Here is a 15,808-nt window from a genome sequence, read left to right as displayed (position 1 = left end):
ACTTGACAGGGAGCAGTTCACCATGTCACCCAGCGCGTTTTACTTTTCTTTTTTCTACATAATTGGCAACAACAGTGAAACCATCTTTGGGTTTCAATCCAAGACTAATCATTTGAGCTCTTTGGCTCTCGACAAGTGCGTCAATCTCCCCTTCCTCAAAACTATCCAACATCATTCGGGTCACTACAGGGCGCTTCCGATTGAATAGCTTGCTAAGGGGTTTCACGGATTTCCTTTTATTTAGAGGCAGTCGAACCAACTGCATGTTAGCGACAGTGTTTGTCCCTAAACCGCTCTTGCACCGTAGACCGATCACATGGTCAAGAGAAAGGTATGATTGGCTCTCCGGATCTTTGAAAGTCAGCAAGTTACCTGAAATCGCACAACGTCCCGACTGCTTCATGTACAACTCTGTAAGCTCCGCGGTAGTGATGCGATCATCCAGCCCTAGTTCTGCAGCACTTCGATTAGCTTTTTCTGCACAACGCTGCAGACGTCCTAATAGTGTGTGTCGAGACTGTCGCTTCTTTCGGTTTGCAATCCGTCGTTTTTGATCTTCCGTCATTTGGCACCATTCCAATCTAGTTTTTTATATGCAAAAAGCGCCTCCCCGAAGGAAGACGCCTTTGTGTAATCAATTTGATTTTTTATACTTCTGTGTCGAAACGCGTTCGTAGCCATGCGCTGTAAAAACGCGATTTAAAGTCTGATTCTCTCGTAGAGCACGGGTGAGCGAGTTCGGGGCAATCCCGATCGCACTGCAAATCAGCGCCTTCTTTAGCTCCGGTTCATCGTGTGTCTGTAGTAAATCAGCGATAGCTTTAACTGTATCGCTGTATTCGCCTTTTAAAATTGGTTCATGAATTATCTTCGCACCAGGGAACGCCTGCGCAATCATTGCTACAGCCTCGTCAGGAACAGCTAAGAGATAGGCAGTTAGCGCGTCTTCTTTTCTTCCTGGCCGCAGTCTACCGATATTTTGGATTGTCGTGACACCGATATGCGAATTGACGACACCTTGCACTAACGGATCCGCATAGAGAATCGAAGCACTACGATCAGGCTTATAGTGTCCATCGATTTGTTCATCGGGGTAGCGACTGTCTCCGATAGCTATGTTCGTAATAGCCGCTGGAATCGCAGTACCTACCTGCAAGATTGCGTCTGCATGCTCGTAATCGTTCACGCCTCGGCCGCTGTCATTCGGTTTGTACAAGACACTATCCGGATTAACCGCAGCAAGACGCTGCATAAGCAGTTCCATCGGATCCCCTTTAAATACGGACACCAAGAGTTGCTCATGCTCGAGCATTAGCTCGCCTTCGACTAAATAGCGCAGTCTTTCGATGTTATCTGGACTCGATGCCCATCGTTTAGAAGCAGTGACGGCGTTACAGACGCGAATTGTAAGATTTGAATAGTCGAATACTGGCGTCTCCGGGCGAATGATTTGGAGGCTCGGCAACAAGTCGTACATTGCGTCAAACTCCGCTGTGGCATCGAAGAAAACGACGTCGTACGGATTCAAGGACCCAGCTAAGGATTCGAAGCAAGACAGTCCGAAATCGTTGACGGAAGCACCAAGGTTATCAGTCAAATAAACCCCATCCGTCTTAGTTTGCTTCCACTCCAACCGCGCGCCGGTCTTTACGATGAACTCAAAAGACTTTAACAGTCGCTCGAAATCAAAGCCGAAGCGAGCGCGTGCTTGTTCGAATAGGCTTGGGGGTAGCGAAAATGCCTCATTAATCGCAGGTATGCGCTTTGCGTGAAATGACTCGCGTTCAGTCCGATCAATCACGTCAGACAAGTTCCGAATATGTTGACGTACCTCTTCGAAGGAACGAACAGCAAAGTTAGTGCCGGTGAATCGGCGAGTATTCTCTACGACGTTCTCTAAATTCGTCATTATCATGCTTAAAGAGCTTCGTGAGATAGCATGCTCGCGTAGTAACGGAAGTTGTTCGTCAACGATAATTGAACGAGTGTCTTTCAATGTACCGACTACTCCTGTAAACTGCGCCAACCGGCTATCGAACATTCCGGAATCAAGCGCAATCCGGAACATTGCGTGCGTAAGGATCACGATGCGGAACTCATGCGCAACATCTAACTGCCTTGCGTAATCTGTCTCGTCAACAAAGCTATCTTTGCGCCGGATTGCAATGGCTGAACCTTCGCGTGCTTCGTTTGCTGCGGTCACCAGTTGGTCCACGACCTCAACGCGCGGAACTACGACAACGATCGGACTACCGGAATGCTTCGCTGTGGCTTCGATAAACCGCGTAATCAATAACGTCTTACCTAAACCGACGTCAGCGACGATGGCGACCTTTTTGTCGTAAGCACGACGATTCACCAGCACGTCAACCATGCGATAAAAGTGCGCTTCTTGCGATTCTGTGACTGTTTTACCGTTCGTCTCTAGCGTTGTAGTCACGCTTTCTACTAAATCAGTTCGGCAAAGTGTCGACTGCTTAAACGGTCTTGAAATTAGCGTCATTTCATGCCAGCTCCTTTACGATTTGTGTGCATTTTTCGCCTTTTTGCGCTAGATAATCGGTCAAAAATGCGATAATCTTGCGTTTGTTCTTCGGATCATTCGGTTGGTACGTCGGGTATGAGATGATTTGGTGCGTGATATAGCGTGAGACTCCGGTTTGGCGCGAGACTTCTCGAATCGACAAGCCTGAAACGTTAAGCATCTCTTGAATGGAATTCATCTTGCTTCCTCCTTATGGTTAAGCCAATGTGGCTAATACAACGCAAAAAAAGCAACTCGGCACCTGCCGGATTGCTGAGATGATTTATGTTTAAATGCCTCTTCATATTTATAGGTAACAATTAGCGCTTTTCATTCCATTTTTCATAAAAATAAATTTGGAGACAGTACTTCCTCATATATACATAGAACAATTCGAGCTTTTTACAGGCAAAATTCGCAAAATAAATTTAATTATTTTATCGGGCTATGCCTTCTCATACTTATATGCAACAATAAGGGCTTTTTGGCTGTTATTTGTTAAAAATAAATTTAATTATTTTATCGGGCTATGCCTTCTCATATAGTAAGGTAACAATCGGCACTTTTTGTCGGGTTTTAAAGCAAAATAAATTTACTGCCTATATCTTCTCAATAGTACATATAACAATTGGCGCTTTTTATACTATTTTTAACGAAAATAATTCGCAACTATTTTTGAGGTGTGCTCAATGGCAACAATCCCTCATATATACATGCAACAATCCGGGGTTTTGTGCGGTTTTTGCGTAAAATAATCTGTAGTACGTGCCCTCTCATACTTACATATAACAATTAGCGCTTTTTGCAACTTAATTACGAAAAATAAATTTAATTATTTTTATTAGCGCTGATCCGCGGATATTGGCGCCTACTCTCGTAGGCTTGCGTAATGCTTCCTCATATACTAATAGAACATCTAGCGCTTTTCATCGACTGTTTACGCAAAATAAATTTAATAAATTCTTTCTTATAACGTAATAGAACAATTAGCGCTTTTTGTACGGTTTTTACGCAAAATAAATTTATCGTTTTACTTCTCTATAACGTAATAGAACAATTGGCGCTTTTTTCACTATTTTTTGCGCAAATAAATTTAATTATTTTTATTGCGTCATATAGCGCAGTATATCGCCAGTGCTTTCGCCTGTATTACCACCTGCTCATAAATATGTCAGTATACCTCGCGCGAGATTTGTCGGTAGACAAAGATCGCAGGACCTTATATCGGCATTAAAAAAACAAACAGGCACTCATTAAAGTCTTTTATGGAAGAGTGTTTGTTTTTGAAGTTCAAGTACTAGTGCCGCTGTCGCGTCACACGTGTGTTAGCAATGTAATTGATTATGTCGACTATACAAGAGTTTGTTATTCGCGCGAGATTTGTCGGTAGACAAAGATCGCAGGCTTTTAAATTCGTAATACTGCGCTATTTAAGACTAAGAGAACTTTTTCGCTAAAAACGCTGAAAGTCATTGGCGCTCTAAGGCTAAACGCTGTTTTGCGATTGGACGAATTTGACCCTCTTTTAGCGACCAATTGGACGTATTTGACCCTATGGCGTTAAATTGCGCCATAATTTGCGCTCTCTAAGACTAAGAGAACTTTTTGCCGAAAAAACGTGGAAACCGTTGCGGCTCTAAGGCGCAAGTCACTTTTGCAATTGAACGTATTTGACCCTGTGGTTGATTTAACGCATTAAAGGATACTGCGCCAGCACCCGATATAACTCGCCGATCAACGCATCATGGCGCCCTTGCTTCGATATCCTCGCGTAACCCCCCTCGTTGCCCTCGCCTGCTACCGCACTCTACTTCGATTCTATGCGTAATTTACCGCCCACCAATCGTAAAAATAACAGGTGGCGATAATTGCGGGTATGTCGGTATGGTTTGATGGTATAGCGCTAGAACTGCGCTATAAACAGCGATAAAAACGATAGCCTATATTACTAGCTCTATTCTTCGCTATCCAAACATGATTACAGCGCAGCCTTTCCGTACCTATACAACACCCTCGTCTGATACGCCACGCTCCGTTTTTCCACTTATAGCCACGAAAAAAGACGCCATTAGGCGCCTCTACGATATTCCTGTATGCTTATCGATGAATCTCGACTCTTGCCTGAACGCGCTTTACTTCGACGACGACGTTTCCTAGCGTATAGATGCCGATTTGATTCGGTACCGGGCGCCAAGGATCAATCAATTCGTTGTCGATCGAGAAGCCTAGCGCTAGGTTAACTGCTTCCCGGACTGCTGCGCTACTTGAATCGACTCGTAGTGCTTCCATTTCGACTTCCTGGCCGCCGAGTTCGTCATCGGTGATTGGCGCGGATGTTGCTGTGATTGTTTGCTCAACGCCCCATGGCAATTTGACGTGAACCTCCGTAAAGAATGAAATCGACCTAGTTCCGAGTGGTATCGTCCAAGAAGAATCCAATTGCGGGATCTCGACGTTGGCTATCGTACCTTGGCGTTGCGTTCTTATGAGCAATGATTTTTGCATGTTTTACTGTCCCTCCCAATCCGGATCCGGTGAAAACGATAGACGATAAACGATATCTGACACGTAAACCTTTATCTTGCGGCTGTGAACGATGTGTTGAATAGAACAGTATCTTAGCTTGTTGTAGACACCTTCCAAAACCTCTGCGCCAAATACTTCCTCGCTGGCTTCATTGATTGCATATTCGGCAAACCACATTGAAACTCGCTCACGGTCGATGGTCCCTAGGTCATCCCACATCTCTTCACGATCACGGTAGAATGTCGTGATACCCTCCCAACGAAATACCGGAGTGTCGAGTATTACTTTGCCAGCGAACTCGATTCCTGATAAGTAGTCTTCCCGATCAGTCAGGTCAGTCGGAGTTACTGCGCTAGTCAATAGCGGAAACAGTTCGCTTAATGAATGACCTTTCGCAGGTTCTTCGTAGTTTGTCGCTATTCTATTGAAGAAATAGGATTTCGATAATTGATCTGCCTTGATTTCACTTAACCCAAAGCTCATTGAGTTACCTCCGAGAGTTCTACTGTAGCAAAAGTGATTTTTCGAACTTCATCAATCGAACATTTCAAAATCTTAGCTGCTTCACTTAATCCAATGATATAGGTCACAGCATCGCGGGTTATCCAAAATTGTCCGAAACCTTTGTTCTCTAATTTAATCATCTATATCCCTCCAAATCCCTAAAATGTAATTCCACGCCTTTAGTGTACACACTTGTACTTACTTTTGGAAGGTTTTGTTTATTATTTTGGTCAATAATGTAAGTATTTGTACACACGTTTTATTTAATGATGATACATTTGCTCAAAGGGGTGTGGTATGAAAATGGATGAGAAGAAGAACAGACTGCGGAAGCGAGTAAATTTTACTCTTTCGGATGAAACACTGGCGAGGATGGACGAAATCGTAGACGCACACGGATCTAATAGATCAAAGCTCGTTGATATAGCGATTGCAAACGTCTATCTTCGTCACCAACAAGGATTGCCGCTTAAATCTGAAATTAACGAAGAGCTGCGCTAATATAGCGTGGCTTTTTTGATGAAACAATTTCCTAAAGTAATTAATTTAACCTAATAAATATGATGTAAAATATTGTTAGAAGGAGGTGACCACAAATGAGATTTGAAATTATGAAACGAGAGAATGGTAAATACTGTTTTCATATTAAAGATGAGAAAAATGGAATAATTGCTCGTAGCGAAGATTTTACTCAACATATCAACTGTAAAAAAGCTGCGAACTCCATCATCGAGAGTCTTCCTAACATAGAAGTAATAGACCACTGCGACCTTAGCGATGGAAGGACTATTGAACTCACTGATTATGATATATGGCTTCTAGATCAATTTAAGTTTGATTTCGACTAAATCCATGACCTGTTTATACAGGTCCTTTCTATTACTATTACTATTTTGGAGGCGAAAATATGCGACTCACCATCGTACATAACCTGGATGATACTCTGCGCTTTCTACTGCTCGACGACGACGGAACTCTAATCGCATCCAGCGTCGACTATACTAATTACGAAGACTGCCTTGTAGGCGCAACAATCGTTCAAGCCGAAACCTTATTCGCAGACATCGAGTACTTACCGCCGACTGACGGAACGTTTACGATGCGCTTCGAAGTCGAACCGTAATTTTGGTGCGCGGACGTATTATGGCTTAGGAAGGAGGGAAAATCGCCGGTGTCCTTGGGGGTCGCGCAACCCTCGTTACCCTACCGCAATTGATCGATGAATAAAAAACGTATTAACAACGCTACTTAACCATGTTGTGTTGCGTTAGTGTCATCACAATGAACGTTGATGTTAAGCCATTCATGCACAGTCATTCGTTCATGTCCGTATGCATAAGTTATACATAACGCTGAAATACCGCATGGTTGCGTTGATTGGCGCCTTATTTGTCGACAATTTATGCAACGAATATACAGCGGATTAATCGCATCAAAAATAAATAACGGCCGTCCAGTTGAAGGTGCGTGCCTGTGTAGAGTGTAGAAAAGTATAACCGTCTTTTCTGTTTCCTACTATATTACTCCATCGTAAAACGTCCGTTACACTCTATGCTCAAAATAAAAAGCAGCCGCGCATCCCGCGCCCGATGCGGATTTAACCGGAACGAAACGGACATCTCGATTTCCATATCCTTCTATAATACGTGTACACTGGAGCGCTATGTCCGCTCTTACCCGACTTCACCGATAGAACACTCATCGATAATACTGCGAACCATTACCAATCCTTCGTCTGATGCGTACTCTTGCGCCACATAGCGCCCATACACGATTGCTGCGTATCCGGACAACCCTTCGCCTGATGCTTCTTCTATCGCTATCTCAGCGGTCATCTGCGCCATTTCATCACATACTAACGAAGTGACCACGCTTAAAAAGTACCCAGTGATACTGCGAAGTTTCTTTTTCTTCGCGACATAGGCAGTACGGGTTGCTGCAGATTCAATCTGACGAACATAAGCGAGTAGATCAAAGTTGCGGACGAGTAACGGGAACTGGCGTGATAAAACGGATCTGACGTGATTGGCGATACCTTTCGTTAGCAACTCGATTCTTTGTTCAACCGGAATCGCTAACGGTTGTATCGCCCTCGTTAGTTCTGTTTCCACGTTAAAGGCGCTCAATATTTCATTCGGAGTAGCATCGAATGTTTTAGAGCTTGAAGAAAAAGAACTTAAAAGAGAAGAAATTAATGGCGAATCATTTCGGCTATATCCTTGTGAATCATTTTGAATAGTGCCTTGCGAATCATTCGCTGGTTGCGCTTCTTCGAATTGCGGCACTCCATTATCTATTTCTTTAGTATCCGCTGTTTCTTCGATTGGTAAGGGCAGTATACGGACTATATTAGAAGTCTGACGGTTATCAGAGCGTCGTTTAGCGTTATGTACCTCGATCATGCCAAGTGTGCGGAGCTTCTTAAAAGCGCGGAATACCGTTGCACGACCGCATCCGACGATAGTGGCGAGTTTGTTCGCAGACAAATAAGCTACGCCGATATAGCGCAAAGCAAATTGATTTAATCGGTAGTATACCTCACGCTCTAATTTCGTTAGTTGATCGCCGTTTAGCGTGACTTGCGCCCAGTACGTCGCATTGAGGTCGTCTACGCTATCATGCGTCGTCATTGAGGCTAGTGTTTCGGAGTTAAGTATGTGAGTGATATTTTTAAGTGACATTAGTATAGGCTCCCTTTTCGGAGCATCCATGCAAAATAACGCATCACTATATTATTGTGTGGCGTTACTGGCTTGCTTTTCGAGTGAAAATTTCTTACACTAGAACTAGAGATTGGTGTTCATGTGTCGTCTGCCCCGGCCAGGGCTTACGTATTTCGCATGGACGCTTTTTTTGTGTTCAGAATCTACTTCCTTTGGATAATTTTCGGAATTTGCGAATAGCAGATGCTCTCTCATGGACGTTTTGTACGTCGTTATCTGTCATCTGTACATAACGTCTCGTCATAGTGACGCTAGAGTGCCCGAGTAAGCGCATCAGCGTATAAGCATCGCCACCGTTCAGCACATAGTTCCTAGCTGCAGTATGTCGCCACGTATGAGCAGACGTGCGTATTCGCTTTTCAACCCCAGTCACTTCTCCGTAAAACTTCAACCTCTTATTCATGTTGTTAGGGTGCATCGGTACACCATTAGTCGACATGAAATAATGTTCTGCTTCAGGGAAATGAAAAGTTGCTTCGGCTTGTAATTCCTCTAATAAATCCAATACTTCTTTAGAAATAGGGACAACACGCCCCTTACGATTCTTTGCCTTGTCACCGTTAATATAGAGACTTCTTGTTTTGTAATTGACATCCGCAAATCGAAGACCCGTAGCCTCGTTATTACGCACTCCAGTATCCAACAACAAAAATTGAAATACATAGTCTCGAAAACCTACGAAAGTGCGCTGATCGCACGCATCAAGCAACGCAGTCACTTCGTCATCTGTAAAGGACTGAATCACGTCGTCATCCGTTCGCTGGCGCCGTATATTCGCCGTAGGATTCTTCTCAACCATCTTTTCTTCTTCGAAGTAGTTGAACATCGCTCTTAAATTGCGGATTGCTCCGTTAACAGAGTTAGCAGACAACCCTTTACCGAAGTCCTTCTTTCCTAATGAAGGATGATTGCCGTAACGTGGCGCTTCTTCCGTTAAATAAAGAACGAACTCTCGGACATGTGTATTTTCAACGTCCGACACAAACATCACTTCGGGATACTTTTCGCGAAGCCATGCGTCAAACTTTCGCCAAGTCAGCGAGTATGCTTCGACAGTTGCCGGTCTTAAATTCCGCGCTTTTCTAGACTCAAAAAATTCGCTGACTGCCCGATCTAATGCAACATTCAAATCAGCCTTAATTATGCCATCTTGCTTTCGCCCCTTACCGATTGGCGCACGCAAAGTTCTGCGCACACCTCCACCATTCATCGTTCTTCTTTTAGCCATAAAAAATAGCGCCTCCCATCGTTTTACCGATAGAAGACGCATTAGCGCGGTGCTCACGTAGTAATAATCAATCTTATCCTTCGACATTATCACCCTTCGCATCCCTGCGCTCATTTGCGTCAGTTAGCGCTCAACAGGCGAATAACTTAACAGCCACCCGGTGTCCCGGCATTCGTTGCCGTCCGGAACGAAGTCCCGCAACCGCATGTTGCGATGGCATTCGGATTCGTGATCGTGAATCCGCCGCCGAGCATCGACTGTTTATAATCGATTTCCAGTCCTTTGACGACCGGATAATCTTTTTCGTCCACGATGACGGTCACGCCGTGCTGTTCGAAAACGAGATCCGTTTCTTTCTGTTGGTCGAATCCCATTCCGTACGACAGACCACTACATCCACCACCTTGGACGAGCATCCGAAGATTCCGTTCATCTGCTGGTGCCTGCGCCATCATGTCCTGGACTTGTAGCGCTGCTGCCTCCGTTAAATGGATCATGTCATCACCTTCCTTTTCTTTAGTATACGCAACTTCTGAGCGAATCGAAACCTAGTTGCTTGAAACTATCTTGAATTCGTTGTATAAATGGTATGTACAACAAAATAATCGTTCCATCTTCAGGGCAGGGTGAAATTCCCGACCGGCGGTAAACAACTCTTCTTGAGTTGAAGCCCGCGAGCGAATAGGGCGCTATTTGCTGATTCTGTGTAATTCAGGAGCCGACAGTACAGTCTGGATGGGAGAAGATGGCGGCATGAGTTTGAATTTGATCGATTTTTGCAACAATCGATTAGGTTTATTTAATGCGGACTTCTCCCCTGTTGATCTCATCAATAGGGGTTTCTTTATGGACGCAGTCATGCCAATACTTCATCGAGAGGAACGAGCAAAAGGAGACAATACTCGTATGAAACGCACACAAAAAATGGTCACTCTGTCAATGTTAGGTTCAATCTCATTTGTTCTTATGCTTATCAATTTTCCACTACCGTTCTTACCGAACTATCTGAAGATTGACTTCAGTGATGTTCCTGCTCTCGTCGCAGCGATCATGTTCTCACCGGTCGCAGGTGTCATCGTCGAAGCATTGAAGAACGTGCTATACTACATCTTCCGCGGAAGTGGTGTTCCGGTCGGAGAATTCGCGAACTTCGCTGCTGGTGTCGCATTCGTGCTTCCTGTCAGCTGGTTCTACCACAAAAAGAAATCAACACAAGGTCTCGCAACTGGTCTCGTCGCTGGTACGATCACGATGGCACTCGGTCTTGCGATCCTCAACTATATCTTGATCCTTCCAGCGTATGCATGGTTCCTCGGTATGGACTACATGGCGGATCCAGCTGTCAAATGGACAGCGATCACAGCCGGTATCTTACCGTTTAACGTCATCAAGGCGTTGTTCATCTCGGCACTCTTCATTCCACTGTTCTTGAAACTACGCCCATGGATGATGCGCCGTCAACAATCTGCCTGATCCGAAAAGCTGCGCCCGCTGACGGACACGAATCCCCTCGTTCAGACGAACGAGGGGATTTTTTGGCTGTCCATGCTCACAGCTCATTCTCTTCGATTTTCAGGTAAATCTTTTCAAGCAACTCTTCCGGCGTCTCGCCTACGACCGTCTCACCATCTACGAGACAAAAATGGTCAAGCGAACAAATCCCGCAATAACCGAGGCAACCGTATTCGACGACGTCAACATTCGGGTCACGTTCAAGTTGCTCCATGACGACCTGTGTACCAGCCGCTAAGTTACTAATACAAAATTCAATAATCGGATTCACTTTTTTTCCTCCTTCAAGCAGGAAACGACCTGCCTCATGTCGTATTATACAAGGTCAGACTGATTTAGGGGAACTAAGGGGGATTTTACGTTATGAAGCAATTGGTCGTACTCGGCGGAGGTTATGGTGGAATGCGGATTTGTGAGCGATTCAAGGACGAGGAAGTTGCCGTCACGCTCGTCGACCGTCTACCGTACCACGCACTCAAAACGGAATACTACGCACTCGCAGCAGGTACATTATCAGATCGGGATGTCCGGATTGAATTTCCGGAGGGGAAACATCTTACCTATAAATATGGACATGTCATCAAAATCTCACCAGAGACGAATACGGTCCATCTGCAGGACGGATCAGAATTATTCTATGATGACTTAATCATCGCCCTCGGTTGCGAGGATAAATACCACAACATTCCGGGTGCTCAAGAATTTACATACAGCATCCAGACACTAGAAGAATCACGGAAGACACAACAAGCGATTTATGGTCTGTCACCGGAATCCGTTGTCTCGATCGTCGGTGCTGGTCTATCTGGTGTCGAACTCGCCAGTGAACTACATGAGAGCCGGAAGGATTTAACGATTCGTCTGTTCGACCGCGGTCCATCCGTCTTGTCGTTCTTATCCGATAAAGTCTCGTCTTACGTTCAGGAATGGTTCGAGGAACATGACGTTGAAGTCATCAACAACTCGAATGTCACGCTCGTCACAGCGGACGATGTGCGAAACGGCGACGATACGTATCCATCCGACTTAACGATTTGGACAGCTGGTACGCAGCCGGTCAAAGTTGTACGCGATCTCGGCTTTGCTGCGGACAGTGGCGGTCGGATCAAATTGACGGAACATCATCACGTACCGGAATACGATAACGTCTTCGTCATCGGTGATTGTGCAAGTCTACCGTATGCACCAAGTGGTCAACTCGCAGAACATCAGGCAGAACAAGTCGTCGATGTCTTACAAGCCAAGTGGCAAGGAAAGAAATTACCGAAGCTGCCAGAAATTAAACTGCGCGGGATGCTCGGTTCACTCGGAAAATCAGATGGTTTCGGAATCGTCATGGGCAAACAAGCACTGACGGGGAAAGTCCCACGTCTCTTGAAGTCCGGTGTCTTATGGAAACACAAAAAGATTAAATGAGCAAAAGAGGTGTCCCAAGCTTTGGGATACCTCTTTTTCGTTCATCCCGTCTGATTCAGCTTCGCATCGATTGCCGCTGTGATCGTCTTGAGTTTGACGTACCCCTCATCAATCATCTCATCATCGAGCACGATCAGTGGATAAAAATAAACATCCTCTTTCAGCGCTTCCGTCCATTGATCTGATGTTGCTGTCTCGAAATCAACATAGCGAAGCGTCATCGCTTGCTCATATTTCCGCCCGAGGACGGCTTGTAGCCAACTGAATGTCTCTTCCGAGCTAGGTGCCCCGACACAACTCGGACAGGTGACCGCTGTTCCGTAAACCGTGATTTCCATCTTGAAGTCCCCCTTTTCAATTCACTCCTCTTTAGTATACAAGTTTTCCAGATTGAGAACATTTTTCAACCCTGTTACAATGAAACTATACGAAAGGATGTGTTTACGCATGGAAATGTTTGATCAAGTGAATGAAGTTCTTGAAAAATTGCGTCCGTTCCTTCTTCGTGATGGAGGAGACGTTGAACTCGTAGATGTAGAAGACGGAATCGTAAAACTCCGTTTGATGGGAGCTTGTGGTAGCTGCCCAAGTTCAACAATCACATTGAAGGCCGGTATCGAACGTGCCCTTCTTGAAGAAGTCGCTGGCGTCGTCGAAGTCGAACAAGTCTTCTAATACATGAAATCCCGAACGAATTCTCGTTCGGGATTTTTTGATTCATAGAATCCATTCAGCTAACGTATCGACCATGTATGTCGGTTGACGATCCTGCCCTTGAATGAAGACTGGTGTATGGACGCCAGAATTGACGTGCATCGTCCGGATACCTCCATTGATCCCGAAAAGAATGTCCGTATGGTAGTTGTCTCCGACCATGATGACGTCTTCTTTTGACAGACCAATCATTTCTGTCGCGATATCGACCATGACTGGTTCTGGTTTACCGATGAAGAACGGTTCCTTCTCCGTCGTCACGCGCAGGACGGACGTCAAGGCACCATTACCTGGCAGAAAACCACGTTCGGTCGGAATCGCGATATCACCGTTCGTTGAAATAAACCGGGCACCGGCACGAATCGCAAGTGCACCAACAGCGAGTTTTTCGTACGTGATTTGACGATCGAGTCCAATAACGACGTAATCTGCCGCTTCGGTTGCGACGACGTCTAACCCTTCTCGTTCAAGCGCGTCGATCAGTCCTGTTTCTCCGATCGCATAGACGCGCGCTTTTGGTGACAGGTCAGCAATATAACGACCAGTCGCCATCGCACTCGTCAAAACGTGTTTCGCATCGGAATGAACACCCATCCCGCGTAGTTTCTCCGCCACAGCTTCTGCCGTCATCGATGCGTTATTCGTCACGAACAAATACGGAATGCCTTCTGCTTGCAGACGATTGACGAAATCGACCGCTTCTTTTACCGGTTCCGTTCCGTTATACATCGTTCCATCTAAATCAAATAAATAGCCTTTTGCCTTCATCCTGACTCACTCCTCGTTTGGTAAAAATGCAGACACCGGTCCGAGTTCTGTTTCGATATACCGGCGAATCGCTTCCGGGAAACGACGTAGTTCTGCTTCCTCTGTCTCAAGTACCGCCCGAATCTCCGCCATACTCGACTGTGTGAATGACCGGACGATCAACGTACGTAACGCAACGAGCTTCTTCAGACTCGTCGCGAGCGGTCCATCGATGACCTTCTCATCTTCTAAAATGAGAATGATATCTTCATAACTTCCCGGATCCCGCATGATGAATCCATCAATCATACTGTTTCCGATGTCGATGACACTTTCGATGACTAAAAAACCGATCCGTTCCATAGCCAGTGCCGTCGTCACCGGATCCCCCGTAACTTCCTTACTTTGTCGAAGTGCCGTCTCATAACAGACGACCGTCTCTTCGATTTTTTGACGATTGACGAAATACATCTTCATTCCCCCTCACATCCTCCATTTTATCGTTATCCGGCAATCCTGAAAAGCAGAAAGGTCATTTGCATCACATTCCCAAATGTGTTATCCTCAATTTAGATTTTTGCTGAAAATAGTATGTCACATTGGTGACGTGGAGGTTATATACATGGAACGGGAACTCGCACTGGAAATCGTACGCGCTACGGAAGCAGCAGCACTAGCTTCTGCTCAATGGATTGGTCGCGGTAAGAAAAATGAAGCGGATGACGCAGCAACGACTGCGATGCGCGAAGTCTTGAACACGGTCAACATGAACGGAACGGTCGTCATCGGTGAAGGCGAGCTCGACGAAGCACCGATGCTCTTCATCGGCGAACGTGTCGGAACAGCGAACGGTCCAATCGTTGATATCGCCGTCGATCCGCTCGAAGGAACGAACATCGTTGCTAAAGGTCTCGGTAATGCGATGGTCGTCATCGCCGTCGCCGATCAAGGCGCCCTGCTCCACGCACCCGATATGTATATGGATAAATTAACAGTCGGACCGAACTTGAAAGGGCACGTCTCACTCGACGACCCGCTTGAAGTCATCATCGAAAAAGCAGCTCAATACAACAATAAACGGATCGAGGACGTCACGGTCATCATGCAGGATCGCCCGCGTCACGATCACTTCCGCGAAGCAGCGATGCGGATGGGCGCACGCGTCCGTCTGTTTGAAGACGGTGATGTCTCAGCTGGAATCGCACCACTTTCTCCTGCAACAGGAATCGATATCTTCATCGGAACAGGCGGTGCGCCTGAAGGTGTCATCACGGCTGCTGCCGTCAAAGCGATGGGTGGCGATATGCAAGCACGCTTACATCCGATGAACGAAGAAGAAACAGCTCGCGTCATCCGAATGGGTCTAGCGGATCCACTTCAGCTCTTAACGCTCGACGACCTGATCAAAAGCGACGACTGCATCTTCGCAGCAACAGGCGTCACGACAGGCGAAATGCTCGATGGCGTGAAGTTCTTGACGGATGATATCGTTGAAACGACATCTCTCGTCATGCGTTCGAAAACACGGACAATCCGAAAAGTGATCGCCGAGCATAGCTTATCGCGTAAACCATACTTGCAAAAAGTCCCCCAAACCCTTTAATCTGAAACAGACGTTAGGGAAATGAGGGAAGCTGAATGATGGAAGAACGTGATTTTTTATACGATGATGTCGAACAAACGAAGACACGCTTCGTCAGTTGGATTGGGGAAGCAAGTCGCTTTGATCTCGCCATCACGCATTCGGAACATTTTTACGGTAAGATTCTCGTCTTGAATCTCTTATCGAATCGGTATGCAATCATCGGCGCTGATGATTTCGATGAACCCGGCTACATCGCAACGGCGTTTGACGTCGAAGACGATGCGGCAACGGAACTCGAAATGTATCTTCGCGCTTATATCGGTCTATGA

Annotated in this window: 21 protein-coding genes and 1 riboswitch; of the genes, 8 read left to right on the top strand and 13 right to left on the bottom strand. The window is 45.7% G+C overall.

The genetic code is table 11. From position 1 onward, the window contains the following. Positions 1–25: 25 nt before the first annotated feature. From B4C70_RS10365 to B4C70_RS10340, 6 genes are all read right to left on the bottom strand, one after another. Positions 26–565, bottom strand: coding sequence for a hypothetical protein (locus B4C70_RS10365; protein WP_255997666.1), 540 nt, complete (start codon positions 563–565; stop codon positions 26–28). Positions 566–634: 69 nt separating this feature from the next. Further along, entirely contained in the window at positions 635–2,440 is a 1,806-nt protein-coding gene (locus tag B4C70_RS10360; RefSeq protein ID WP_290779088.1) for a DEAD/DEAH box helicase, read from the bottom strand. Between the two features lie 64 nt (positions 2,441–2,504). After that, on the bottom strand, positions 2,505–2,723 hold the full coding sequence (locus tag B4C70_RS10355) for a hypothetical protein (RefSeq protein ID WP_290779085.1): 219 nt from the start codon (positions 2,721–2,723) through the stop codon (positions 2,505–2,507). A 1,898-nt stretch (positions 2,724–4,621) separates the two neighbouring features. Beyond that, complete coding sequence (locus B4C70_RS10350) at positions 4,622–5,029, bottom strand: hypothetical protein (RefSeq protein WP_290779082.1); 408 nt, start codon at positions 5,027–5,029, stop codon at positions 4,622–4,624. 3 nt (positions 5,030–5,032) lie between these two features. Then, positions 5,033–5,533 (bottom strand): hypothetical protein, encoded by a 501-nt coding sequence (locus B4C70_RS10345; protein ID WP_290779080.1) that lies wholly within the window; start codon positions 5,531–5,533, stop codon positions 5,033–5,035. Next, complete coding sequence (locus tag B4C70_RS10340) at positions 5,530–5,694, bottom strand: hypothetical protein (protein WP_290779077.1); 165 nt, start codon at positions 5,692–5,694, stop codon at positions 5,530–5,532. Before B4C70_RS10340 ends, B4C70_RS10345 begins: the two co-directional genes overlap by 4 nt. A 157-nt stretch (positions 5,695–5,851) precedes the next feature. Here B4C70_RS10340 and B4C70_RS15155 point away from each other — a divergent pair, with 157 nt between their 5' ends. From B4C70_RS15155 to B4C70_RS10330, 3 genes are all read left to right on the top strand, one after another. Beyond that, entirely contained in the window at positions 5,852–6,055 is a 204-nt protein-coding gene (locus B4C70_RS15155; RefSeq protein WP_414654467.1) for a ribbon-helix-helix protein, CopG family, read from the top strand. Positions 6,056–6,150: 95 nt separating this feature from the next. Beyond that, positions 6,151–6,402: a YegP family protein gene (locus tag B4C70_RS10335; RefSeq protein ID WP_290779074.1), complete on the top strand. Its 252-nt coding sequence runs from the start codon at positions 6,151–6,153 to the stop codon at positions 6,400–6,402. 59 nt (positions 6,403–6,461) lie between these two features. Continuing rightward, positions 6,462–6,677 (top strand): hypothetical protein, encoded by a 216-nt coding sequence (locus B4C70_RS10330; RefSeq protein WP_290779071.1) that lies wholly within the window; start codon positions 6,462–6,464, stop codon positions 6,675–6,677. A gap of 550 nt (positions 6,678–7,227) precedes the next feature. Here B4C70_RS10330 and B4C70_RS10325 read toward each other — a convergent pair. From B4C70_RS10325 to B4C70_RS10315, 3 genes are all read right to left on the bottom strand, one after another. After that, positions 7,228–8,235 (bottom strand): hypothetical protein, encoded by a 1,008-nt coding sequence (locus tag B4C70_RS10325; RefSeq protein ID WP_290779068.1) that lies wholly within the window; start codon positions 8,233–8,235, stop codon positions 7,228–7,230. Between the two features lie 178 nt (positions 8,236–8,413). Continuing rightward, positions 8,414–9,505 carry a tyrosine-type recombinase/integrase gene (locus B4C70_RS10320; protein WP_290779065.1) on the bottom strand — a complete coding sequence of 364 codons (1,092 nt, stop codon included), beginning with the start codon at positions 9,503–9,505 and terminating at the stop codon, positions 8,414–8,416. A 146-nt stretch (positions 9,506–9,651) separates the two neighbouring features. After that, a complete protein-coding gene (locus B4C70_RS10315) occupies positions 9,652–10,002 on the bottom strand; it encodes a HesB/IscA family protein (protein WP_029342414.1) in 351 nt (116 codons plus the stop codon). 111 nt (positions 10,003–10,113) lie between these two features. Further along, positions 10,114–10,256: riboswitch (FMN riboswitch) on the top strand. Between the two features lie 155 nt (positions 10,257–10,411). Here B4C70_RS10315 and B4C70_RS10310 point away from each other — a divergent pair. Next, complete coding sequence (locus B4C70_RS10310; protein WP_029342415.1) at positions 10,412–10,978, top strand: ECF transporter S component; 567 nt, start codon at positions 10,412–10,414, stop codon at positions 10,976–10,978. Between the two features lie 76 nt (positions 10,979–11,054). Here B4C70_RS10310 and B4C70_RS10305 read toward each other — a convergent pair whose 3' ends face one another. Continuing rightward, the gene (locus B4C70_RS10305; RefSeq protein ID WP_023469141.1) at positions 11,055–11,288 is read right to left on the bottom strand and encodes a YuzB family protein; all 234 of its coding nucleotides are present in this window, start codon (positions 11,286–11,288) and stop codon (positions 11,055–11,057) included. A 92-nt stretch (positions 11,289–11,380) separates the two neighbouring features. Here B4C70_RS10305 and B4C70_RS10300 point away from each other — a divergent pair, with 92 nt between their 5' ends. Further along, the gene (locus tag B4C70_RS10300) at positions 11,381–12,433 is read left to right on the top strand and encodes an NAD(P)/FAD-dependent oxidoreductase (RefSeq protein ID WP_290752211.1); all 1,053 of its coding nucleotides are present in this window, start codon (positions 11,381–11,383) and stop codon (positions 12,431–12,433) included. A 41-nt stretch (positions 12,434–12,474) separates the two neighbouring features. On the opposite strand, the gene B4C70_RS10295 is transcribed toward B4C70_RS10300, so the two are convergent. Then, on the bottom strand, positions 12,475–12,771 hold the full coding sequence (locus B4C70_RS10295) for a DUF1462 family protein (RefSeq protein WP_290779061.1): 297 nt from the start codon (positions 12,769–12,771) through the stop codon (positions 12,475–12,477). 109 nt (positions 12,772–12,880) lie between these two features. Here B4C70_RS10295 and B4C70_RS10290 point away from each other — a divergent pair, with 109 nt between their 5' ends. Then, positions 12,881–13,108: a NifU family protein gene (locus B4C70_RS10290; RefSeq protein ID WP_012371190.1), complete on the top strand. Its 228-nt coding sequence runs from the start codon at positions 12,881–12,883 to the stop codon at positions 13,106–13,108. A 42-nt stretch (positions 13,109–13,150) separates the two neighbouring features. Here the strand turns inward: B4C70_RS10290 and B4C70_RS10285 are convergent, their stop codons facing one another. Beyond that, positions 13,151–13,915, bottom strand: a complete 765-nt coding sequence (locus B4C70_RS10285) for a TIGR01457 family HAD-type hydrolase (protein WP_023469144.1) — start codon at positions 13,913–13,915, stop codon at positions 13,151–13,153. 6 nt (positions 13,916–13,921) lie between these two features. Then, complete coding sequence (locus B4C70_RS10280) at positions 13,922–14,365, bottom strand: DUF86 domain-containing protein (protein WP_023469145.1); 444 nt, start codon at positions 14,363–14,365, stop codon at positions 13,922–13,924. Positions 14,366–14,516: 151 nt separating this feature from the next. Here B4C70_RS10280 and glpX point away from each other — a divergent pair, with 151 nt between their 5' ends. After that, positions 14,517–15,497: a class II fructose-bisphosphatase gene (glpX, locus tag B4C70_RS10275; RefSeq protein WP_053454122.1), complete on the top strand. Its 981-nt coding sequence runs from the start codon at positions 14,517–14,519 to the stop codon at positions 15,495–15,497. Positions 15,498–15,532: 35 nt separating this feature from the next. After that, on the top strand, positions 15,533–15,808 hold the full coding sequence (locus tag B4C70_RS10270) for a DUF3055 domain-containing protein (RefSeq protein WP_023469147.1): 276 nt from the start codon (positions 15,533–15,535) through the stop codon (positions 15,806–15,808).

Source organism: Exiguobacterium sp. UBA5002, from assembly GCF_002396765.1.
Lineage (GTDB): Bacteria > Bacillota > Bacilli > Exiguobacteriales > Exiguobacteriaceae > Exiguobacterium_A.
Note: the sequence above shows the minus strand (reverse complement) of the source record. Positions and strands in the feature narration are given on the sequence as shown.